The sequence below is a fragment of the Sphingobacterium lumbrici genome (genome assembly GCF_006476045.1).
In the GTDB taxonomy this organism is placed as follows: Bacteria; Bacteroidota; Bacteroidia; order Sphingobacteriales; family Sphingobacteriaceae; genus Sphingobacterium; species Sphingobacterium lumbrici.
Genome location: NZ_SRZY01000027.1, coordinates 334,392 through 356,287, shown reverse-complemented (window position 1 = coordinate 356,287; position 21,896 = coordinate 334,392). Strand labels below are relative to the sequence as shown.

The following is a 21,896-nucleotide window of genomic DNA, read 5'->3' as shown; positions in this document are numbered from 1 at the left end:
AATGAGAAGATGTATTTATTTGTTGATAAGCGTATTTATTGCTGTAATAATGGTTGCTTGTGAAGAAATCATAGATGTGAACTTAAAAGTGGGCGATCCTAAGTATGTAATAGATGCTGATTTGACATCGTTATCTTCGGAACAGGTTATTCGAGTTACACAAACGGTTCCTTTTAATGCTGATATTCCAAGTAAACCTATTGAAAATGCACTGGTTACCGTTTCAGATTCGAGGGGTCGTGTTTTTAATTTCGCCTATCAGGGACAAGGGTATTACACTGTTCAAAATCTGGCGCTTCGAAAGAATATTACCTATAATCTATCTGTCAATATTGATAACGAGCTGTTTGAAGCTACGTCTAAATTGGAGGATTTAGTAGCAATCGATTCGTTGGGGGTGATTCAAGAAACTATTTTTAATGAACCTTATTATTTTGTGTTGTTTAAATTTAACGATCCGATGGATCATCCCAATTACTATAGGTATTCTATCTCTGTAAACGGAGGCCCATTTAGATTCTCCTCGGCATTTAGCGACAAATTTAATGACGGCTTGTTAGTTACACATCAAATAGCGAATAGTGATAATTCGCTGGCGATAGGGGATTCGGTAGTGGTAAGAAGACAATGTATAAGCAAGGAAGTGTACGATTATTGGAATGAGATTCAATTTGCCAATCCGGGCAATGCGTCACCTTCAAATCCGAAATCAAATATTTCAAATGGTGCCTTTGGTTATTTTAGTACTACTGCTACCAAAGAGTATGGTGTGCGTATTCAATTGTTATAAAGTCTGAAAAGCGTACCCCTGTTTTAAAAAGTGCTCAATTGCTTTAGGGAGTGCATACTGCACACGTGGAATTGCCTTAATATTGTCGTGAAAAACTATTATGGAGCCATTTTTTGTGTACTTCAATACGTTCTTTAGACAGTTCCGGGGAGAAAGGTTCAAATCAAAATCTCCACTAAGTACATCCCAATAGATCAGGTCAAATTGTTCACGAAGTAAGGATATCTGAGTTTTTTTTGCGCGAGCATAAGGTGGACGAAATAAACGAGATTTGGTCAAATGTTGACATTTCATTATATTCTCGATATATGCCTTATCACTATGATCCCAACCTTTCAAATGGTTGTACGTGTGATTCCCTACCTGATGTCCACTTTCAATTATTCTATTGAATATTTCAGGGTTCTTTTCAATATTTTCGCCTACACAGAAAAAAGTAGCCTTAATGTTAAAGTTATGTAAGGTGTCTAATATCCATGGGGTGATTTCCGGGATTGGGCCGTCATCAAATGTCAAATACAATTTTTTCTCGCGTCTTGATTTATTCCATGTTACGTTAGGGTAGTACCATCTTAGAAAAATAGGAGCATTGACAAAATACATGTTGTGATATTAGAAATATATTTGCAAATTTAGTTAAAGATTTGAAATTTAATCTATAGTTTATATGCTAATTAGTTATATACAACCTAATTTATGAAGGAATTCTTTAAGTATTTTGGTCTTACCCAAGCCGAACAACGCGGTTTTTTTGTTCTCGTTGTATTAATTATTCTTGTTGTACTGTTTCCAATTCTGTATAGTTTTGTTCGTGAGAATGATATACCTGAATCTTCAATTGTATATTTTAATGATGAAAAAAAAGAAAATCAGAAAGTGAAATATGCGCCTGTTGAAGAGCTTTATTCTGCTCCGTCGTCTACCCGAACTCCCCAAAAGCGTGTTACGTATTTTGATTTCGATCCGAATGCACTTCCGGTAGAAGACTGGGAAAGGTTAGGTTTTTCTGAAAAGCAAATTTCGGTTATCAAAAATTACGAATCCAAAGGAGGGAAATTTTACGTAAAGGAGGATGTGGCAAAAATATACTCGATATCGGATCAGGATTATAAGCGTATAGAGCCCTATATTAAAATTCAGAACAAGGAAAGAACTAGAATTGAATATGTTGCTGCAGTTGGTTCAAAATCGGACCGTTCAAAATCGGAAACTCCCCTAAGTGTCGAAATAAATCAAGCAGATACCAGTGACTTTAAAAGATTGAAAGGGATAGGGTCTGTTTTATCCGCCCGTATCATAAAATATCGAAATGCCTTAGGTGGCTTTTGTCGGATCACGCAGATCGGAGAAGTATATGGTATCACACCGGAGATCTATGGACAGATAGAGGAGAACATATTTTTAGACTCTCCTGTACCTCAAAAACTAACTATAAATGAACTTACTAAACATGATTTAGCAAAACATCCGTACATTTCAAACAAAGAAGCGGATTTGATTATTAACTATCGGGTACAACATGGAAATTATAAAGGGATGGATAATTTAAGAGAAATACCTGTTTTAAATGAAGATTTTTTCCGTAAAATTGAGCCATATTTACAATTCTAAAATATAGTATGCTAGAAGAAAAGCTTAAAGAGGTGATCCGCGATATTCCGGATTTCCCTCAATCAGGTATAGTTTTCAAAGATATCACACCTATTTTGAAAGATCAAACGTTATGCAAGGACATCGTGTTGGAATTTGCAAGACGTCTGAAAGGTGTTAAAATAGATGTAATAGCAGGAATCGAAAGCAGAGGCTTTTTATTTGGTATGATGTTGGCTAATCATTTAAACGTTCCATTTGTACCTATACGTAAACAAGGGAAACTACCTCATAAAACGATTGCTGAATCGTATAAATTAGAATACGGTCAGGCTACTATCGAAATTCATGAAGATGCATTTCAAGAAGGACAACATATTCTGATTCACGATGACCTATTAGCTACCGGGGGCACAGTTGTAGCTGCATCGAAACTTATTGAAAAATTAGGCGGAAATATTGCAGGATATTCTTTTGTGATCAGTTTGGATTTTTTACAAAGTCACGGTCGGTTGACACGGTTTAGTGACCAGGTCGTATCTCTCGTTCATTATTCTTAATAACAGATTAAATATTATTTTTCTGTTATCAATAAAGCATTTTATCTAAGTTTAACAATAATAAAAACACAAGACAAAGTATATGGAATGGTTGCTAGATCCTCAAGTATGGATTTCTTTTTTGACACTTACAGTTTTAGAAATCGTATTAGGTATAGATAATATTGTATTTATATCAATTCAAAGTGCTAAACTGCCCTTAGAGCAGCAGAAGAAGGCACGTCAATTAGGTTTAATATTAGCGCTAGTGATGCGTGTCGGTTTGTTGTTCTCTATCAAGTGGGTGATGGGGCTTACTGCTCCATTGGTTAATTTTGCCGAAATTTTTAACATTACCAACGAAAAGATTGTTCCATATTTGGTATTGTCGGGCAGAGATTTGATTTTATTTATCGGTGGTTTGTTTTTGATTTATAAATCTACAACGGAAATTCATCACAAAGTGGAAGGTCATGTCGAAATAGCAAACAGGAAAAGTAAACCAATAACATTCACGAGTGTCATCATCCAAATTCTGATTCTGGACATCGTATTTTCATTAGATTCTGTTATTACGGCGGTGGGTATGGTTGATCAGATAGGCGTAATGATCGCGGCCGTTATCGTTGCCGTAGTGATTATGTTGATCTCTGCAGAATCGATCAGCAGATTTGTAAATGATTATCCGTCGGTGAAAATGTTAGCGCTGGCTTTCCTATTGTTAATCGGGGTATCATTAACTGCAGAAGCGTTCGATCAGCATATTCCTAAAGGATACATTTATTTTGCAATGGCATTTTCGGTATTGGTAGAATACCTGAACATCAGATCGGAGAAAAAAGCCTTGAAGCAGCTTGAAGAACAAGATCGATCCCAGTAATGGATAGAGGTGGTATAATTAAAAAAGATCGATTCTTTTTATGGAATCGATCTTTTTAACTAAAATTTACCTTCTATTTTGTAGTAATTATCTCCCACGGCTATGACAGACTGATTCTTTTCGACCGTGTAACTATCGTTTTTTCGGTATTCTAAAAATTCAGTAGTGTTATAAAGTGAGTTTTTTACCTTTCTTTCGATAATGATATCATTTACTTTTCCATTTTTATATTGTATTTGAATACATGAAAGGTCAAGATCAGGATTAGTAACGGTATAAGTAACCAAATTGTCTACACTGTCGATATGCACATAGCCGTCATAAGCTGGTTTATTGATATCTATTGCCACGAAACTAGCAAGCTCTGTATCCCAGTTTTCAATTTTAATCTGCTTGACCTCGGAAAGGCTATCTTTTCTAACCGTTTTGGTAATTGTAGGATTTGTTTCTTTTAGTCTTTTAATTTCGGACTGAAAGAAGGAGGGAAGGTCAAGTAATTTAACCTGTTCCTTCGTTGCCGAATCTGTAGAGACACAAGAAAACAAAGCACAGGAAAGAGAAAATATTCCCATTGCCTTGAAGATACTATATGTATGTCGATTATACCAAAACATTTCCGTTCATTTCGATTGGTATTTGTAGGTCTAATAACCGCAAAACTGTGGGTGCGATATCGCCCAATTTACCATCTGCAATAGTATGGTAATCTTTGTCTATTAAAATACAGGGAACCAAATTCGTCGTGTGTGCAGTATTTACTGATCCATCGCTATTGACCATGAATTCAGAATTACCGTGATCAGCCAGTATGATAAATGAATAGCCATTAGCTAAGCCCATATTGACAACTTTTTGAGTGCATTTGTCAATAGTTTCGACCGCTTTTACGACAGCATCAAATACACCGGTATGTCCTACCATATCCGGATTAGCGAAGTTAAGACAAATAAAATCAGGCTTATTGGTTTCCATATCATTACAAATGGCTTCCGCAATACCGTATGCACTCATTTCTGGTTGCAAATCGTATGTTGCTACCTTTGGAGAAGGAATTAATAAACGTCGTTCACCATCGAATTCACCTTCACGGCCTCCTGAGAAAAAGAAAGTCACGTGTGGATATTTTTCAGTTTCGGCAATACGAACCTGTGTTTTCCCTTGACTCGTGAGCGCTTCTCCTAATGTATTTGTCAGATTATCTTTTTGAAATACGACTTTCACGTTTTTGAACGTGTCGTCGTAAGAAGTCATCGTTACATAATATAGGTCCAATGGCTGCATATCATAGGTTGGAAATGCTTCCTGCGTTAACGCTATCGTGATCTCGCGTCCTCTATCTGTCCTGAAATTATAGCAGAATACAACATCTCCATTTTCAATTGTAGCTAGAGGAGATCCATTAGCATCTACCATAACTATGGGTTGGATAAACTCATCGGTAACATTTGCATCATACGAGTTTTGGATAGAGGTAACCAAATTTGTAGAGGGTGTTCCAATCCCCTTCGTCAACAGATCATAGGCTTGTTTTACACGTTCCCATCGATTGTCGCGATCCATTGCATAATAGCGGCCGATTGCAGAAGCAATTGTTCCGGTAGAATGAGTCAAGTGATCCTGTAGACTCCTTATATAGTCAATGCCTCCATTAGGATCCGTATCTCTTCCATCCAAAAAAGAGTGGATGAATACTTCATCATTTGTCAGGCCGGCTTGTTGAGCAGCATCACATAATGCTTTTAAATGTTCGATATGTGCATGGACACCGCCATCTGATAAAAGCCCAAGAAAGTGAACTTTTTTATTATTTTCCTTTGCGTATTGAAAAGCATCCTGTATCGCTTGATGTGTGGAGAATAGTCCTTCGCGTGCAGCCTTGTTGATGCGGCCCAACTCTTGGTAAACAACACGACCAGCGCCCAAATTCATGTGTCCTACTTCAGAATTCCCCATTTGACCTTCAGGCAACCCTACGGCTTCGCCTGAAGCTTCAAGTGTTGAATTTGGATACGTTGATAATAAATAATCTAGATAAGGAGTGTCTGCAGCTATTACTGCATTTGAATTATCGTTTTTTCCATAACCTAACCCATCCAGGATAAGTAATGCAACTTTTTTTTGATTTAAATTGTCCACATACAAACTTAGATAAAATGCTTTGTATTCGAAACACCGAATAGAAAAAGACACAAATTTGTAATATAAGTCTATATGCGGTTATATTTTTATCAGACATGTAACGTATATGGCATGATTTTTAACTTTAATTATAGCAAGGTAGTTTTCGTGCGACTATTAGATAATTAGATATAATAATGAGTTTGTTGAAGATGTTTATATTAACCATGGTCATGACACTACAATCATTTGTGGTGGGAGATATTCACGCCGATATTTATAACGGTTTAAAAAACAGCAATAGCAAATCTTTGTCTAAACATTTTGCCTCTACATTAAGTTTATCTATAGATAAAGAAGAAAGTGTCTATTCTAAATTTCAGGCCGAATTGGTACTAACTGATTTTTTTAGAACAAATAAAACAACGGAACTCAAACATGTGCAAAAGGTAACCGGAAATCCCAATAATAAATATCTAATTTATAATTTGAAAACTGCTAAAAAATCTTACCGCATCTTTGTGAAGTTGATTGATAATAATGGAAATTTCAATATTTCGGAATTGCGAATAGAGTGATTTGTTGATAATTTTAAGCAATAATTTTTAGAATAAAATATATTTTCTTCATCTTAGCCTAATATTTTATAGTTTGAAATGGATCAAGATTTTAGAGTGAAATTGCTTGAGTTTGTAAAACTTGCTCTAATAGAGGATGTTGGCGAGGGAGATCATACTTCCCTATCTACTATTGGTAAGAGTAAAGGTGGAGAAGCAAAACTTTTGGTGAAGGAATATGGGTTAATTGCAGGGGTAGATGTGGCTTTGGAAATATTTAATCATATAGATTCTTCTCTGCAAGTAGAGGTATTTATTAAAGACGGTTCTCGGGTGGTATATGGCGATATTATATTAATTGTACGAGGAAATATACATAGTATTTTAAAGGCCGAAAGATTAGTTTTAAATGTGATGCAACGGATGTCTGGTATTGCAACACGAACTGCTACTTATGTCGACCTACTGAAGGAAACCAATACCAAAGTTTTGGATACCCGAAAGACCACACCACTTTTGCGTTTTTTGGAAAAACAAGCTGTGAAGATCGGAGGCGGCGAAAATCATCGTTTTGGTTTGTATGATATGATACTTATAAAAGATAATCATGTAGATTATGCAGGTGGTATTCCCAATGCGGTTCAGAATGCAACTATTTATAAAAAGGATTTTGGAATTGATATACCAATAGAGGTAGAGGTTCGGAATTTTGAAGAATTGAATCAAGTTTTAGCATGTAAAGGGGTGGATAGGGTGATGTTTGATAATTTTACACCCGAGGATGTAAAAAAAGCGGTGAAATTGGTTGATGGACAGTTAACAACAGAGGCATCTGGTGGTATTACATTAGATACGATCAAAGATTATGCCTTAGCAGGAGTAGATTATGTATCTGTGGGTGCATTAACACATTCAGTAAAAAGCCTTGACTTAAGTCTGAAGGCCAAACTAATATAACATAAGAGGACGTTAATGATTTCTATTTATTTAGTAGGTATTGTCATATTAGCTTATTTGTTTGGGTCAATACCTACTGCAGTGTGGTTTGGTCAAGCATTTTATAGCGTCGATGTGCGGGAGTATGGTAGTGGCAATGCAGGGGCAACTAATACGTTTAGGGTATTGGGACCGAAAGCCGGAGCTATTGTTATGTTTGTAGATATTTTTAAAGGTTGGACAGCGACTAATTTACCCTATCTTTTGGACAGTTCGATCGTAGGAAGTCACAATTCACTTCATTTTGTGAATTTTCAATTGGCTCTTGGAGTTATCGCGGTGTTAGGGCATTTATTTCCTGTATTTGCAGGTTTTAGGGGAGGAAAAGGAGTTGCAACATTGTTCGGGATGGTGCTCGCTATTCATGCTCCGGCAGCTTTGTGCTGTGTTTCTGTTTTTATTATTTGTTTGCTGGTCACGCATTATGTCTCGTTAAGTTCTATACTGGCGGGATTTACTTTTCCAATAAGTGTCGCATTTATCTTTAAGACCACGGTACCTTCCGTATTATTATATGGTATAGCCATTTGTGCGTTAATTCTTATTACGCATCAGAAGAATATTGAACGGTTATTGAAGGGGCATGAGTCTAAAATATATTTATTTAAAAAAAAGAATCCTAATTAATGTGTTTGGGCATCAGAATTGCATACTTGTAACCTAAGAACGATTAATATAATAATGTGTATTATGAAAAGAATATTGAATTATACTGCCATGTTTCTGATAGGAGGAATATTGGTGAGCTGTGCTACTTCTGCTGTAACCGGAAGAAGATATTTAAGCTTGGTGAATGAATCCCAGCTGAATGATCAAGCAGCCTTGGCTTATAAGGAGTTTCTATCATCGTCTGACACAAAAGTTATCACGGGGACATCCAATGCCACGATGGTGAAAAGAGTAGGAAATAACATTGCCTCTGCTACCAACCGTTTTTTACAGGAAAGAGGTGTTGCTGACCAGTATGATTTTAACTGGGAGTTTAATTTAGTGCAGAGTGATGAGGTTAATGCCTGGTGTATGCCTGGTGGGAAAGTAGCCGTATATAGCGGAATTATCCCTATTACGGGTAACGAGGCCGGTTTAGCTACGGTAATGGGACATGAAATCGCTCACGCTATTGAAAAACATTCTGTAGCCCAAGCTTCGAATCAAATTGCTTTACAAGTGGGAGCACAGGTAATAGGTGTTGCCTCTTCGACAACAAATAACCGTGCGGTATCTGCTATCAATCAGTTGTATGGTATAGGTGCTCCTCTTAGTATGTTGAAATTTTCCAGAAACGATGAGTTGGCCGCGGATAGAGCAGGTTTAATCATTATGGCAATGGCGGGATATGATCCAAATGAAGCGGTAAAATTTTGGGAAAGAATGTCTTCTGCCAAATCCGGACAAGCACCTGCCGAGTTTTTGAGTACGCACCCAAGTGATGCAAGACGGATTTCTCAGCTCCAAAGCTACATTCCTGAAGCCATGAAATACTATAAAAAGTAATAGAGTATGAATGCACTGCTTTTTTTATTTTTACTTTCAGGAAGCTGTATTGTGTTGCTTAATATAATCCGCAACCCAAGCGCCCGAACTAAAGCATGCTTGTAGCAAATAGCCTCCGGTTGGTGCCTCCCAATCCAACATTTCGCCTACACAAAAAACAGCAGGATATTTTTTTAGTTCCAATGAATCCGATAGTTCCTCAAAAGAAACTCCCCCTGCGGTAGAAATAACTTCGTCAATAGGCCTTAATGAAGTGACCTCAATGGGGAAGTTTTTTATGGCCTGGGCTAACTTGATGGGATTGGTGTACGTTGCCTTATCCATAAATTTTGTCAACAAGATGGCTGTCTGCGATAATTTTAGTTTGTCTTTAAGAATGGATGCTATATGTGCTTTATTTTCTAATTCCTTTTCAACGGATTCTAACGCGTAACTAGGTTTTAAATCTAGGAACAGGGTGATCGGAAAAGGATTCTGACGAATGAAGCGATTCAGATAATATACAGGAGCGCCTTCTATGCCATAGGATGTAAATACGATTTCACCTGTTTTTGTGTGTTCTGCAAACTTTAAATGGATGTTTTTTAATACCTGACCGGCTAGTATTGAAAAATCAGTTTTCGTATTAAAGCCCGAGTTAGCTGGTTGAAGTGTACTAATTTTAATACCTTTTGCCCGAAATAGATCTACCCATTTAGCATCCGAACCTGTTTTTGACCAAGACCCGCCACCGAGACCCAAAATTAGTTTTTGATACGGGGTTTGTAATCGTTCCCCTTTGTAGGAGAGGGTAACCGACTCTTCATCAAAATCGATCATACGATATCCGTAGTGAATTTTTACGCCGGAATCTGCTAATTTCCTGAGTATAACTTGTAGTACCTGTATAGGTTTTATTCCTTTAGCCGGGAATATTTTTCCGGAACTTCCGATGAAGGTAGGGATTCCTAGATTATTTAGCCAGGCTATAGTCGACTGGTTATCAAAATATTTGACAATTTTTTGTATTTCAATCTTGTCATACCGTTGTACAAAAGTGTCGATGTCTTCACTGTGTGTAAGGTTAAATCCACCATGGCCAGCGACTAGAAATTTGCGTGCAGCCGCTTTATTTTGTTCATATACATGTACTTTAAAACCGCTTTTAGCAAGTCGTTGCGCAGCTATTAATCCGGCAGCGCCCGTTCCAATGATAACGATAGGTGGTTTTGACATTCCACAAAAATAGACAATTCTTTCACATAAAAGGACGGGCCTGGCAGTGTTATTTTCTGCACCTTCTTAGTTTAAATTTTGATTAGGCGGCCTTGTGGCCGATAACAAAGTTTTCGAAGAAAGCACCAGCACTTGTATAATAACGGCAATAATAATCAAAATGGCCATTTCGATGTATGAAATTATGCTTGATAAATTTGTCATGCTTAAAACATTGTCCAGCTGATTTTTGCCTTCCTCTATTTGTATCGACGAAAGGGTTTGCAAGACACCTTCTGCCTGCGAGGCTGCTATTTTTACGGTATCGTATTCTTCTGGTCTGTTGTTTATGGAGATGGTTTGACAAAGTTGCTTAAAACGCTCAAAATTATTTTTTTCAGCTTCCGTTAGTAATGTTTTTTCATATAAGGTATTCAGTTCGTGTATATCGGAAAGATGACTACCTATTAGTGGTGTGGTACTTGTTCCTCCCTTTTCAAGTACGGCAAGAATGCCTTCAATATGTTTTGACAACTTAAGTATATAAAGACCAACCACAAGTCGGTCTTCGTATATGGAAGTCACTGTCGTGCTTATTCTTGCTACATTTCGTCGCTCACGTATATTGGTTAGCATTACCAAGCAAAGTACCGTACATAGTAGTATTGCTACCGTCATTTTTTGTTTAATCGCAAATGCCCACATCTTCTTAATTTTAGGTGAATGACGAAGTACGTCATTTATAATTAAGCAATTTAATGATTTATTTCAATATAGACCTTTCTATTTTTAATATAGGTTACATTTATCTAACTGATTCTTATTAATTAATCAATATGTTAGCATTTTTTTTGCCCTGTTCAGAAAGAAATTATTTGTCATTGACGGAAATTTTCTATAACTTTAATGTATTAACTGGGTAATATTGTGGCCTTGATTAGCACTCTTACGGATATTGAATTAACAGACTTGTTAAAGTCAGGAGATCAGCTTGCCTTCACCGAAATTTATCATCGGTACAGTAGCCTGTTATATGTTTATGCCTATAAACTATTAGGCGATACTGATGCAGCCAAAGATCTGACACAAGAATTATTTATTAATCTTTGGGATAAGAGGACAACCATCGATTTTAACAAGTCTGTCTCCTCTTACCTATATACTGCGGTACGCTATAAGTTTTTGAAACTTGTAAGCCATCAGAAAGTGAGAACTGTATATGCAGAACAATTTTTAAATCTATTTGAGGAGGGTACTAACAGCACAGATGCTTATATCAGTGAAAAGGATTTAATAATGCAGGTTGAAAAACTGATTGAAGATCTTCCGCCCAAGATGGCTCAGGCTTTTAGGTTAAGTAGGTTAAAACATAAGTCTAATCAGGATATAGCAGAAGAATTAGAGGTTTCGGAAAAGACCGTGAAAAACTTGGTAAGTCAAGCCAATAAACATTTGAAACCAAAAATTGACAAACTCAAACTGCTACTTTTCTTACTGAATTTATAGACCTTAAAACTTTTTTCAATTAATTCGGGATTTTCTTTTCTCTGAGCGGACATATATTTAAATGGGGCAAAATCCCATCGATATCATGACCAAAAAAGAAACAGAAATATTGATACATAAATACAATGAAGGTAATTGTACTCCTGAGGAAAAGCAATTGGTGGAAAAGTATTTTTTAACGTATTTAGAGAATAGTAAGGAAATACCTGACTGGTTAAGAATGGAAGCAGATCAGGCAGAAATGTACGAGACTATTCAAGCTCATCTCTTAAAAACTTCTGACCTCAGTAAGGTAAAAACACTTTGGCCGCGTATTGCTGTTGCAGCTGCAGTTTGTGCAATTATTTTTAGCGTCGGGTTACGTTATGTGAACCATCAAAAAGCTAAAATACAAGCTACCGCGTATGTTAACGATGTGGCTCCAGGCAAAGAGGGTGCTACGCTTACACTTGCAGACGGAAAGAAAATTCTAATTCATGAGGCTTTATCAGGAAGTATTGCCAATCAATCTGGTGTAAAGGTGTCTAAAACCAAAGATGGTCAAATCGTATATGAAGTAGTAGATCAAAAGGATGGAGAGGGAGGCTACAATACTCTTTCAACTGCTAACGGCGAACAGATCAGCGTTCGTTTACCTGATGGTACACTCGTATTTCTAAATGCGGCTACCACCTTGAAATATCCTGTCAGTTTTGCGAAAATGAAGAAAAGAGAAGTTTCTATTTCAGGCGAAGGCTATTTTGAAGTTTTCAAAGACCGCAAGCATCCTTTTGTGGTAAAAACTGTCAGTCAGGAAATAGAGGTATTGGGTACTCATTTTAATGTGAATGCCTACGGTGATGAACCTTCGGTTAAAACAACGCTATTAGAAGGTAGTGTAAAAATAAATAGTGGCCCAGATTCGGAGATACTGCAGCCCAATCAGCAAGCGATATTGATAGGTAATAAAATAACGGTGAAAGAGGTGGATATTGAAGAAATTATGGCTTGGAAAAACAATGAATTTCTTTTTAAAAATGATGATTTCAAAACCAATATGCGAAAAATTGCCAGATGGTACAACGTAGAAATGATTTATGAAGATGATGCACCTATTCATTTTAAATTAGGTGGATTTTCTTCAAGGGAAAGAAATCTTACAACAATTTTAAAATTACTGGAGGAAACAGGTAAAGTTCATTTTAGGATTGAAGGAAATAAAGTGTACGTAAGTAAATAAGATAAGAATCGTTTAAACTATTAACCAAAAACGCTAAAAGATGATGAAAAATTTGACAGAACAGCTAAGGCTATAAAAAAACCAAATCCCGAAGATGATCGGGAGATGGTCGATGTTTGGCATCGTTAATTATTAAATCAACTGTTTTACCGCAGCAAGCCCAAAGATTCGAAGCAACAGGCTTCTGCTTAACCAGACAAACAAATGTATAAAATATTTATTAATGTAACAGGTATGCCCAAAAGGTATATCCGTAAAATAGGGCTTATTATGCGTTTAACCACCATGTTATTAATAGCCACTCTGATGCAGGTAAGTGCTTCAAGCATCGCACAAAGTGTTACTTTAAGTCAAAAGAACGCCACACTTGAAAAAATCTTTAGAGATATACATAATCAAACTGGCTACGATTTCATTTATGATAAAGAGCTTTTAGATCAAAAAAAGACAATCAGTATTGTTGTACGCAATGAGCCATTGGAAAGCGTGCTAAAAAAATGCCTTGAAAACCAGTCTTTAGATTATTTGATCAAAGACAAATTAATTGTTATCAGGGAACAATTAAAATCAATGAAAAGTAATGAAGCCCAAACTACCGGTAAAAAGGTCGATCCGATAATTATTACAGGAAAAGTGATAACCGAAGAAGGAACAGCGATGGAGGGGGCTACCGTAACTTTAAAAGGACTGAACCTGGTGACCACCACCGACAAGCTTGGAAACTTTAAAATGGCTATCCCTGATAATTCTTCGCGTGTTTTGATCTTTTCTTATATAGGGTATGTGCCACAGGAGTATGAGGCAAAAACATCCGAAACCCTTGCTATTGTATTGAAGAAAGCTATAAAAGCAATGGATGAATTGGTGGTAACGGGCTATACCGAACAAACGAAACAATCAATTACAGGTGCAGTGTCAACCGTTTCGGCAAAAGACCTGGAGAATATGCCTGTTACAAATATATATGCAGCACTTCAGGGAATGGTACCCGGACTTGCCATTAGGAATAGCAATTACCAGCCGGGCAAGGGCGACTACAATATAGAAATAAGGGGCAAAACAACCGGGTTGTCACTTGGGGGCAACATCGGCGTAGGAGGATATGCCAATATCGGGATGAATAATTATGGTGTTGGTAATTCCAGTCCTTTAGTAATCGTAGATGGTATAGAAGGGAGTATGGATTTGATCAACATCAACGATATAGAATCTGTCACGGTGTTAAAAGATGCCTCAGCAGCCATATACGGTGTTAAGGCAGCTAATGGTGTAATATTGGTGACAACTAAAAAAGGAATGGGCAATGGACTAAGATTAACCTATAATGGGTTCGGAGGAGTGCAACGGTCTGAAAATCAGGTTAAATTTTTGCCTTCCTGGCAGCAGGCCGTGCTTATTAACGAAGTATTGGAGAATGAGGCCGGTGGTGGCGGTGGTGTTGTTGGCGGTGGCGGAACCAGTGGTGGTCTTATTGGTGTAGGTGGTGGTGCTGTAGGTGGCGGCCTTTTTGGCGACCAACTTGCACCCATTTCCCAGGATTCTATTGCTAAATACAAAGCAGGGGCACCAGGCTTTTATAATACCAATTGGGAGGATCTTTTTTATTTACCCCTTAGCTATACACAAAAACATAACCTTGGCATCTCGGGTGGTGATGGCAAAACGAAGTTTATATTCTCATTAGGGTATGCACAGGAAGATGCCAATGTGAAAAATGTCTCCAGTAAAAATTATACCTCAAGGCTAAATTTTAAAACTAATTTTAGTGATAAATTTAATATAGGTGGAGGGTTTGATTTGAAGTATAACCCGGTAATGGAACCAAGTGGCCCAATGTCATCGGGTGTTGGCGAATTAAGGGGCTTGATTTCCAAATTCTCTCCAATGGTGCCGGCTGCATTTGAAAATGGGGCACCCGGCTATAATTGGGGCGGCATTAATCCGCTTGCTTGGGCAAACTCCCCTTCTTTCATGAAAAATACGACATGGGGTACCAATGGAAATTTAAATATAGTTTGGATGCCCATCAAAGGATTAACGCTTAAGCAAACGGGAGGCTTTGGTTTTGGTGGTGCCGATCGGCAAACCTACCTTAGCGAGTTATATGCTTATACCGGGGGGGCTGCCGGCACACCACTTGTTGAGATTCCCGGATTATCAAATTATGTGAGCAAATTAAGCGGATCGAAAAGTCAGTCCTTAGGCTTGCAGATGGCTACTACAGCTAGCTACGATAAATATTTTGGCAATCATAAAATTACAGCTTTAGCCGGTTATCAGGCCATTTATACACACCTAACGAGCATGTATGGGCGCAAGCAAGGTTTATTTAATGATAACATCTTGAATTTTAACATAGCACCTAATGACGGTCAGCTGTTGTTAGGAAGTGATTTAGAAACGGGGCAAAAATCGGTATTCGGTAAAGCATCCTATAACTACAACGACATTTTCTTTGCAGATTATACCTTGCGCAGCGACGCCACATCGGTATTTTCGCCACAGCACTATTGGGGCGTATTTCCCGCTGTTGGGACTGCCTGGGTGATTTCAAATCATTCTTTTTGGGCTAAAAACCAAAAATTAGCGGATGCCATCAGTTACCTGAAATTACGGGGGACATGGGGCTCCCTGGGTAATGCATCTGTAGGATATTTCTCTTTTTTAAGAACTTTAGACCAGTATAACTATTCATTTAACCAGCAAAATGTAGGGGCAGTATTCCCTACTCAGGGCTACGACCCGGATCTTCAATGGGAAGTAACGAAAACGTCGGACATTGGCCTTGATATGAACTTTTTGAAAAGTAAAATGAACTTTTCTTTCGATTGGTATCATAAAGAAACACAGGGTATTTTAATGGGTTTGGGTGCCCCCCTTAGTTATGGACTTGGCTCCGTGCCCTACGAAAACGTGGGAGCCATGCTTAATAAAGGTGTTGAAGCGCAATTGAGCTTAAGAGGGGGCAAAGGTGATTTTTTATGGTCGCTAAGAGGTCATTTTGCGTACAACAAAAATAAGATTACAAAATATGCACCGCTAGAGCGAACTACCTTATTAAGTGTTGGGCAGGAAGTAGTAGTGGGCGATGAATATGGTAGCATGTACGGTTTACAATCGGCAGGAATTATGCAAACTCAGGAAGAAGTAGATGCAGCACCTAAAATACTGGGTATAAACCCGGCAAATTACGGACCGGGCGATATTAAGTATGTAGATCAGAACAACGATGGGATTATTGATTATAAAGACAGGATAAAATTGGGCGTTGCCACTGCTCCAATTAAGTATGGTGTTAATATGCAGGGTTCCTGGAAACAATTCAATATGTCGCTTTTCCTGGAAGGATCGGCAGGCAACAAAGCCTATATTGGTGGTGCTTTGGGTACAATTGGAAACGGTGGGAACAAGGCTTCGACTTATTATTGGGATAGATGGACACCGGAAAATAAAACCAATGAGATGCCAAGGGCATTTTATTCATACTGGCAAAACAATCCAAATCAAGTATTTTCTTCCTTTTGGCTCAAAAGTGTTTCTTATCTGCGGGTAAAGTCACTGAGCTTTAGCTATAACTTACCAACATCCACATGTCAAAAAATTGGAGCTAAGCACCTTCAGATTTACTACAGTGGCGCAAACTTGTTCACCTTCAGTAATTTCTGGAAAGGTCTTGACCCTGAAACATCGGTACCGTACGCATCGGTCATGACTTTCACGACACCAACTATACATTCTGTTGGTTTAAACATACAGTTTTAAAAAGATTGAGGACTTAAAAACTTAAACAATGAACAAATTACGATATAGCCTCAGCGTCGCTATGGCGATCATGGTATTAATAATTGGTTGCAAGAAAAATATATTGGATAATGCACCACAGGATGTTTATTCCGATAAAACCTTTTGGACCACTAAAAAAGATGTAATGGCGGCCATCACCGGTTGCTATTACAATTGGGAAAATGCAAATAATATCTTGTTGAACGACTGTTTTACAGACAATGGGTATTACACCGGTTTCGGTGGAATGTATGAAGTATTTGCTTCGGGCAACACTTCGGCTTCAGTAAATTTTACTCCTGTTTTTTATGAATACAATACGATTTATACCTGCAATTGGTTTTTAGAAAATGTGGATAAGGTAAATAGTGATATCGTAGATAACAGTTTAAAAGCTGGATTAAAAGGCGAAGCCCGTTTTATCCGTGCCTACCGTTACTTTATTTTAAGTCAGTTTTATCGTGATGTGCCCTTGATAACGGCTACGCAAACGGTGGCGCAGGCAAGGGTTAATAAACAAGCCCCTAAAGCCGAAATTACCGATTTTATTTTAAGCGAACTCGCGGCTATTGCACCCGATTTGCCTGTAGCCTATACCAATGGTGCCGATATTGGTCGTGTAACGAGGGGGGCGGCACTGGCTTTAAAAGCAAGGGTAGAATTGTTCAATAAGAAATATACCGATTGTATCGCCACCTGTAAACAATTAATGGCTGCGCCATTCAATTACAGTTTATTTACTTCATTCGATCCTGATGCGAATGCGTACGAAGAACTATTCCGCCCGGGAAATGTAAACCAACAGCTGAACAGGGAAAATATATTGGATATCCAATATAAACTGAACCAAAATGATAAAAACATTTTACAAACAATGGCTATTTTTCCTGTTGGATTAAGTTGGGTGTGTGTACCACAAAGTTTGGTAGATGCCTACGAAACCGTAAATGGTTTAACGATTAACAACGATAGCGATTACGACCCTGCACAGCCTTATGAGAACCGAGATAAACGATTGGATGCAAGTATTATCAGACCTGGATTACAGTACAATGGTATTTATTTTGATCCGATAACGCCTGCTTTTGGTCCACCTCCACTCGGCCCACCAATGGGACCGCCAATGGGCCCACCAATGGGACCTCCAATGGGACCGCCAATACTTGATCCCCCACCAATGGGACCACCACCTGCTACTACCGGGTACACACTTTTTCCAAGTAATGATAAAGCGAATTTTCAAAACTCGCCCACAGGCTATAATCCTAAAAAATACCTGAGTGTTTTAAACGATTATTATAATAGTGCTTATGGCATGCAGAGTTTAGATAAAACCGGGGGCAATGTAATGGTGATCCGCTATGCCGAAGTATTACTTACCTATGCAGAGGCTCAAATAGAAGGAGGAACGATTGATGCAAGCGTGTACGATGCCATCAATCAGCTACGAAGCAGAGCAGGTTTGCCAAATGTGACCAGTGGAAGTCAGGCCGCTATGCGCGAATTGGTACGTCGCGAACGCCGTGTGGAATTGGCGGGAGAGGGTTTGCGCTGGTTCGATATTGTTCGATGGGGTATAGGCTCTACCGTAATGAATGCACCGGTAATGGCTTGTCCAGAAGGTACTGTGAACAGAGAAAATGGGGAGCTTAGCTTACAGGTTGGTTCTAACGCAGTAGTTGCGCCGCGTTCTTATACACCTAAGTATAATGTATTTCCCATTCCTGCTGTGGAACTCCAACAAAATCGAAATATTATACAAAATGTAGAATACAGATAATTTTTAAAAACAATATTTAAATACATAAACATGAACATGAAAAAGATCAGATTTATAATGACAATGGTCATTTTATTATGGGCTGGTAGTACGGTTTCTACCTATGCCCAGGAAACTGCAATACGGGTTATCAATATACCAGCCTTAAAAGAGTTGGTGCCGCTTGATCCGTTTAAAATTACACAACAGCAAGGCCAAAGTTTTAACCCTACTTTGGGCGTAAACGTTTATTTTGAAGACGGTACCACCTTAACCGGCGAGCAGTTCATTCAAAAAGTTCAAGATCCAAATTATATTCCGGTACCTTATGTAAAAAAAGAAGATCCCAATATCGTAGTGGCCATGCTGGTACGTAAGGCCTCTGCCGACGAAAAAGAAGCCCTAGAGATCATGCGGAAACAAGCAGGTGCCATGGAAGTCCAAAATCTAGGCGATCAGGCGGATCAACATAATCCGGAGTTTATGAAACCTATTGAATTTGACCCTAATACCAAGTATGAAGAATTTACAAAAGGCTTGAGGAAAATAGTGAAAAAGCCGGGTGACCTACAAAAAATGGGAAGTTCATTCTTAAACCCTACACGAGTAGCTTTTTTCGATCCCGAAGGGAAATTTGTTTCATGGCAGCCTAAAGACGATGCTGAAGCTGCTAAAAACAATGGATTGAGTAAAGAATTGAACGAATATTTATATAATACTAAAGAATGGGTAAGAGGAGAAACTTTTGTTGACGAAAATAACACGATAAAAGCCATTAAGTTTAGAAAATCAACAATGGAAGAAAGAAAAAATGCAGGAACTGTAACTGGATCAGCAGTTAACATGGATGACGCTGGTTCAGCAATGTCTAGTTCTGCAAAACTAGATCTTTCTTTTGGAGACGAAAGTTTGGAGAAAAAGTTAGTTGGATCAAAGGCTCCTGCAATCAATGCAACAGATATTAACGGCAAAGAATTTAATCTAGCCAATACCAAAGGGAAAGTAGTGGTGCTAAACTTTTGGTTTATCGAATGTGTACCCTGTAAAATAGAAATGCCTGCACTCAATAAGTTGGTAGATACCTACAAAGGACAGGATGTAGAATTTATAGGTATTGCCAATAACAACAAGGAGGCTTTAATGAAGTTTTTAAAAACGACAGAATTTAAGTACCGCATTATCCCTAATGGTCTCTCTATCGCTAACACCTGGAACGTGGGAGGTTTTCCTACCAATATCGTAATTGATAAAAAAGGAAAGGTAACCTTTTTAGAAGGAGGCTATGTGGAGGATATAGAGGCGAATTTGAAAGCAAAAATTGAAGAGGCCCTAAAAAAATAATATAATAAGAATGCCTGATGGGGAAGGAATTATCAGGCATTCTTATTTTAAATAATGTGTAAAAATAAAAATATGATTCAACGATTTCTTTTGTTGTTAAGCCTCGTTTGGCTGTTTGTTACACCTGATCGGCTCTATGCACAACAGGGAGGTAATGATCGTGCTAATCAAATTTTTCAGAGTGTAAGCCAAACGCTTAAGAAGAATTCGTTTATTGGCAACACCCTGTTCAATGATGCTTTTTCGGGCAAATTGTTTCAACTGTACCTTAACTCGCTGGATAAAGAGCACCTGATCTTTTTGCAAACCGACATCGATTACCTAAAGAAATATGCGCTTAGCTTAGATGATGAGTTAAATGAGGGTACTCCGCAGTTTTATACAGAGGTGCTCAAACGATATAAAACAAGGGTAGATGAATTTGAACACAACTGCCAGGTTATTTTAAAGGAACCCTTTAACCTCACGAATGTTGAAACGATTGATTTAAAAACCCTGTCGCAAAATTACCCAACTAATGGTGCAGCACAAAAAAGCAAACTCGGAAAATATTTGAAGTACGAGGTGCTGAAAACCATGAAGATGTTGCAGAAAGACGCCAACACCGATATTGTCCAACTACAAAAACAGGCAAGGACATTAGTGAGCGAGAAGTATGCAAATAGCTGTGCTAAAATAAAAAGGGGCCTTTCAACAGATGATTTCTTAAGTGCTTATTTAAAACAAGTATGCCTCACGGTTGATCCCCATACCAATTACAACAGCAGTAAAGAAGTGGCTGTGGCGAATGCCAGAGTAAGGGGAAAACTATGTGGGGTAGGCATGCAACTCGAAGAGAAAAATGGCTATTTCAGTGTGGCTTCCCTAATTAAGGACGGCACGGCATTGCTATCCGGCAAAATAAAAAATGGCGATGTATTGGTTGCTATCCAAGAGCCGGGTGCAGCAGTGGAAAATATTGGAGGATGGGAATTATGGGATGTTATTAAGCATATCACAGGGGAAGAAGATAGCGAGGTGATTTTGTTTTTCAACGATGCGAAAGGCGAAAAATTTCCGGTCACATTAAAGAGAAAAGAAATAAAAAACAGTGCCGTTGCTGTACGGAGCTTTATCATTGAAAAAGAGGATTATAAAACAGGTTATATTGTGATCCCTCAATTCGACGTTCAGGTAACCTCTGATCTACAGGGGGAATTATTAACCCTGATGAAGAATGGGGTAGATGGTGTCGTGATCGACCTGCGGTCGAACCCAGGTGGTCGGCAAGATGAAGTAGTGAGGTGTGCCGGCCTTTTTATCCCCAAAGGCCCGATTGCACAGAACGTTTACAAGGGTGTACCAAAGCCCGAGGTAATGGATGATCAGGACCCAACTATGTATTATAAAGGGCCTTTAGCCATTTTAGTAAGCGAACGTAGTGCCTCTGCTTCAGAATTATTTTCTTCTTGCCTGCAAGATTATAACCGGGCTATTATCATCGGTTTGCCTACATTGGGCAAAGGGACAAGTTATATGTCTTATCCGGTTTCGGTTGAAGGTGCCTCGGATGAGGAGATAAGAAATAATAAATACGGCCGGTTAAATATTACGGGTTCCAAATATTATCGAATTACAGGTGCTTCGGTGCAGTTAACGGGTGTAATACCCGATGTAATAGTACCCGACTATAGGGAAATGCCTCAGATAAGGGAGCGGCAAAGGCCTTGTGCCCTACAAGCTGATACCGTAACTGCTGCCAATTTTTCCTATTATAATTTTGGGTACGACATTCCAAAGGCAAAAGAAATACTGAATGCGCAGGTTAAAAAAGACCCACAATTTGTAGCGATACAGAAAGCAAAAATCAGGCTGCAAAAACAGCAGGCAAAGCCCATACCCCTAAGCTGGAAAAAGTTTTTAGCTTATGAAAAGGAAACAGCTAATCTTACCAGCGAAGCTGAACGTATTTCTATTTTAAAAAATAAATTAATAGTAGAGATACCGACCAATGCTCAACAGGGATTTAGGATGCCGGGCGAAGAGGAAGACGAGGAAGAAAAAGCTAAATTAAATCAAAGGTGGCAGGAGTATTTATCAAAAGATACACAGCTAAACCTTGCCGTAAAGGCCATCAAACTAATGCAATAA

19 protein-coding genes are annotated in these 21,896 nt (G+C 38.3%); 14 read left to right on the top strand and 5 right to left on the bottom strand.

Annotation, left to right across the window (positions count from 1 at the left end; translation table 11 throughout):
• Position 1: 1 nt before the first annotated feature.
• Positions 2-790 (top strand): DUF4249 domain-containing protein, encoded by a 789-nt coding sequence (locus E4F24_RS09335; RefSeq protein WP_140938423.1) that lies wholly within the window; start codon positions 2-4, stop codon positions 788-790.
• Here the strand turns inward: E4F24_RS09335 and E4F24_RS09330 are convergent.
• Positions 785-1,393 (bottom strand): polysaccharide deacetylase family protein, encoded by a 609-nt coding sequence (locus tag E4F24_RS09330; RefSeq protein WP_140938422.1) that lies wholly within the window; start codon positions 1,391-1,393, stop codon positions 785-787. The two genes, E4F24_RS09335 and E4F24_RS09330, sit on opposite strands and share 6 nt — an antisense overlap.
• Before the next feature lie 93 nt (positions 1,394-1,486).
• Between E4F24_RS09330 and E4F24_RS09325 the strand changes: the two genes are divergently transcribed.
• The 3 genes from E4F24_RS09325 to E4F24_RS09315 all read left to right on the top strand — a co-directional run bounded on the left by E4F24_RS09325 (position 1,487) and on the right by E4F24_RS09315 (position 3,799).
• On the top strand, positions 1,487-2,401 hold the full coding sequence (locus tag E4F24_RS09325; RefSeq protein ID WP_140938421.1) for a ComEA family DNA-binding protein: 915 nt from the start codon (positions 1,487-1,489) through the stop codon (positions 2,399-2,401).
• An 8-nt stretch (positions 2,402-2,409) separates the two neighbouring features.
• On the top strand, positions 2,410-2,940 hold the full coding sequence (locus E4F24_RS09320) for an adenine phosphoribosyltransferase (protein WP_140938420.1): 531 nt from the start codon (positions 2,410-2,412) through the stop codon (positions 2,938-2,940).
• A gap of 82 nt (positions 2,941-3,022) precedes the next feature.
• Positions 3,023-3,799 carry a TerC family protein gene (locus E4F24_RS09315; RefSeq protein WP_140938419.1) on the top strand — a complete coding sequence of 259 codons (777 nt, stop codon included), beginning with the start codon at positions 3,023-3,025 and terminating at the stop codon, positions 3,797-3,799.
• 59 nt (positions 3,800-3,858) lie between these two features.
• Here E4F24_RS09315 and E4F24_RS09310 read toward each other — a convergent pair whose 3' ends face one another.
• Together E4F24_RS09310 and gpmI are read right to left on the bottom strand one after the other, a co-directional pair.
• Positions 3,859-4,371, bottom strand: a complete 513-nt coding sequence (locus tag E4F24_RS09310) for a hypothetical protein (protein ID WP_140938418.1) — start codon at positions 4,369-4,371, stop codon at positions 3,859-3,861.
• Between the two features lie 28 nt (positions 4,372-4,399).
• A complete protein-coding gene (gpmI, locus tag E4F24_RS09305; protein ID WP_140938417.1) occupies positions 4,400-5,935 on the bottom strand; it encodes a 2,3-bisphosphoglycerate-independent phosphoglycerate mutase in 1,536 nt (511 codons plus the stop codon).
• A gap of 179 nt (positions 5,936-6,114) precedes the next feature.
• Between gpmI and E4F24_RS09300 the strand changes: the two genes are divergently transcribed.
• From E4F24_RS09300 to E4F24_RS09285, 4 genes are all read left to right on the top strand, one after another.
• The gene (locus E4F24_RS09300) at positions 6,115-6,495 is read left to right on the top strand and encodes a DUF4783 domain-containing protein (RefSeq protein WP_140938416.1); all 381 of its coding nucleotides are present in this window, start codon (positions 6,115-6,117) and stop codon (positions 6,493-6,495) included.
• A 78-nt stretch (positions 6,496-6,573) separates the two neighbouring features.
• Positions 6,574-7,431 (top strand): carboxylating nicotinate-nucleotide diphosphorylase, encoded by an 858-nt coding sequence (gene nadC / locus E4F24_RS09295; protein WP_140938415.1) that lies wholly within the window; start codon positions 6,574-6,576, stop codon positions 7,429-7,431.
• A 15-nt stretch (positions 7,432-7,446) separates the two neighbouring features.
• The gene (gene plsY, locus E4F24_RS09290; protein WP_140938414.1) at positions 7,447-8,097 is read left to right on the top strand and encodes a glycerol-3-phosphate 1-O-acyltransferase PlsY; all 651 of its coding nucleotides are present in this window, start codon (positions 7,447-7,449) and stop codon (positions 8,095-8,097) included.
• Positions 8,098-8,160: 63 nt separating this feature from the next.
• On the top strand, positions 8,161-8,964 hold the full coding sequence (locus E4F24_RS09285; protein ID WP_140938413.1) for a M48 family metallopeptidase: 804 nt from the start codon (positions 8,161-8,163) through the stop codon (positions 8,962-8,964).
• Between the two features lie 36 nt (positions 8,965-9,000).
• Here E4F24_RS09285 and E4F24_RS09280 read toward each other — a convergent pair whose 3' ends face one another.
• On the bottom strand, positions 9,001-10,179 hold the full coding sequence (locus E4F24_RS09280) for a BaiN/RdsA family NAD(P)/FAD-dependent oxidoreductase (RefSeq protein ID WP_140938412.1): 1,179 nt from the start codon (positions 10,177-10,179) through the stop codon (positions 9,001-9,003).
• Positions 10,180-10,245: 66 nt separating this feature from the next.
• The gene (locus E4F24_RS09275) at positions 10,246-10,836 is read right to left on the bottom strand and encodes a hypothetical protein (protein ID WP_140938411.1); all 591 of its coding nucleotides are present in this window, start codon (positions 10,834-10,836) and stop codon (positions 10,246-10,248) included.
• A 255-nt stretch (positions 10,837-11,091) separates the two neighbouring features.
• On the opposite strand from E4F24_RS09275, the gene E4F24_RS09270 reads away from it, so the two are divergent.
• The 6 genes from E4F24_RS09270 (at position 11,092) to E4F24_RS09245 (ending at position 21,896) form a co-directional block, all read left to right on the top strand.
• A complete protein-coding gene (locus tag E4F24_RS09270) occupies positions 11,092-11,664 on the top strand; it encodes an RNA polymerase sigma-70 factor (RefSeq protein ID WP_235891189.1) in 573 nt (190 codons plus the stop codon).
• Positions 11,665-11,725: 61 nt separating this feature from the next.
• Entirely contained in the window at positions 11,726-12,883 is a 1,158-nt protein-coding gene (locus E4F24_RS09265) for a FecR family protein (RefSeq protein WP_140938409.1), read from the top strand.
• A gap of 204 nt (positions 12,884-13,087) precedes the next feature.
• Positions 13,088-16,645: a SusC/RagA family TonB-linked outer membrane protein gene (locus tag E4F24_RS09260; RefSeq protein ID WP_140938408.1), complete on the top strand. Its 3,558-nt coding sequence runs from the start codon at positions 13,088-13,090 to the stop codon at positions 16,643-16,645.
• A 28-nt stretch (positions 16,646-16,673) separates the two neighbouring features.
• The gene (locus E4F24_RS09255; protein WP_140938407.1) at positions 16,674-18,446 is read left to right on the top strand and encodes a RagB/SusD family nutrient uptake outer membrane protein; all 1,773 of its coding nucleotides are present in this window, start codon (positions 16,674-16,676) and stop codon (positions 18,444-18,446) included.
• Between the two features lie 36 nt (positions 18,447-18,482).
• Positions 18,483-19,766 (top strand): TlpA family protein disulfide reductase, encoded by a 1,284-nt coding sequence (locus E4F24_RS09250; RefSeq protein ID WP_181182421.1) that lies wholly within the window; start codon positions 18,483-18,485, stop codon positions 19,764-19,766.
• A gap of 72 nt (positions 19,767-19,838) precedes the next feature.
• Positions 19,839-21,896, top strand: coding sequence for a carboxy terminal-processing peptidase (locus E4F24_RS09245; RefSeq protein WP_181182420.1), 2,058 nt, complete (start codon positions 19,839-19,841; stop codon positions 21,894-21,896).

Bases quoted from the DNA above. Each gene is read 5' to 3' on its own strand.
- E4F24_RS09330 (WP_140938422.1), bottom strand. From the start codon at position 1,393: ATGTATTTTGTCAATGCTCCTATTTTTCTAAGATGGTACTACCCTAAC.
- E4F24_RS09260 (WP_140938408.1), top strand. From the start codon at position 13,088: ATGTATAAAATATTTATTAATGTAACAGGTATGCCCAAAAGGTATATC.
- E4F24_RS09265 (WP_140938409.1), top strand. From the start codon at position 11,726: ATGGGGCAAAATCCCATCGATATCATGACCAAAAAAGAAACAGAAATA.
- E4F24_RS09300 (WP_140938416.1), top strand. From the start codon at position 6,115: ATGAGTTTGTTGAAGATGTTTATATTAACCATGGTCATGACACTACAA.
- E4F24_RS09255 (WP_140938407.1), top strand. From the start codon at position 16,674: ATGAACAAATTACGATATAGCCTCAGCGTCGCTATGGCGATCATGGTA.
- E4F24_RS09325 (WP_140938421.1), top strand. From the start codon at position 1,487: ATGAAGGAATTCTTTAAGTATTTTGGTCTTACCCAAGCCGAACAACGC.
- E4F24_RS09310 (WP_140938418.1), bottom strand. From the start codon at position 4,371: ATGGGAATATTTTCTCTTTCCTGTGCTTTGTTTTCTTGTGTCTCTACA.
- E4F24_RS09250 (WP_181182421.1), top strand. From the start codon at position 18,483: ATGAAAAAGATCAGATTTATAATGACAATGGTCATTTTATTATGGGCT.
- E4F24_RS09335 (WP_140938423.1), top strand. From the start codon at position 2: ATGAGAAGATGTATTTATTTGTTGATAAGCGTATTTATTGCTGTAATA.
- E4F24_RS09320 (WP_140938420.1), top strand. From the start codon at position 2,410: ATGCTAGAAGAAAAGCTTAAAGAGGTGATCCGCGATATTCCGGATTTC.
- E4F24_RS09315 (WP_140938419.1), top strand. From the start codon at position 3,023: ATGGAATGGTTGCTAGATCCTCAAGTATGGATTTCTTTTTTGACACTT.
- plsY (WP_140938414.1), top strand. From the start codon at position 7,447: ATGATTTCTATTTATTTAGTAGGTATTGTCATATTAGCTTATTTGTTT.
- E4F24_RS09275 (WP_140938411.1), bottom strand. From the start codon at position 10,836: ATGACGGTAGCAATACTACTATGTACGGTACTTTGCTTGGTAATGCTA.
- E4F24_RS09245 (WP_181182420.1), top strand. From the start codon at position 19,839: ATGATTCAACGATTTCTTTTGTTGTTAAGCCTCGTTTGGCTGTTTGTT.
- E4F24_RS09285 (WP_140938413.1), top strand. From the start codon at position 8,161: ATGAAAAGAATATTGAATTATACTGCCATGTTTCTGATAGGAGGAATA.
- E4F24_RS09280 (WP_140938412.1), bottom strand. From the start codon at position 10,179: ATGTCAAAACCACCTATCGTTATCATTGGAACGGGCGCTGCCGGATTA.
- nadC (WP_140938415.1), top strand. From the start codon at position 6,574: ATGGATCAAGATTTTAGAGTGAAATTGCTTGAGTTTGTAAAACTTGCT.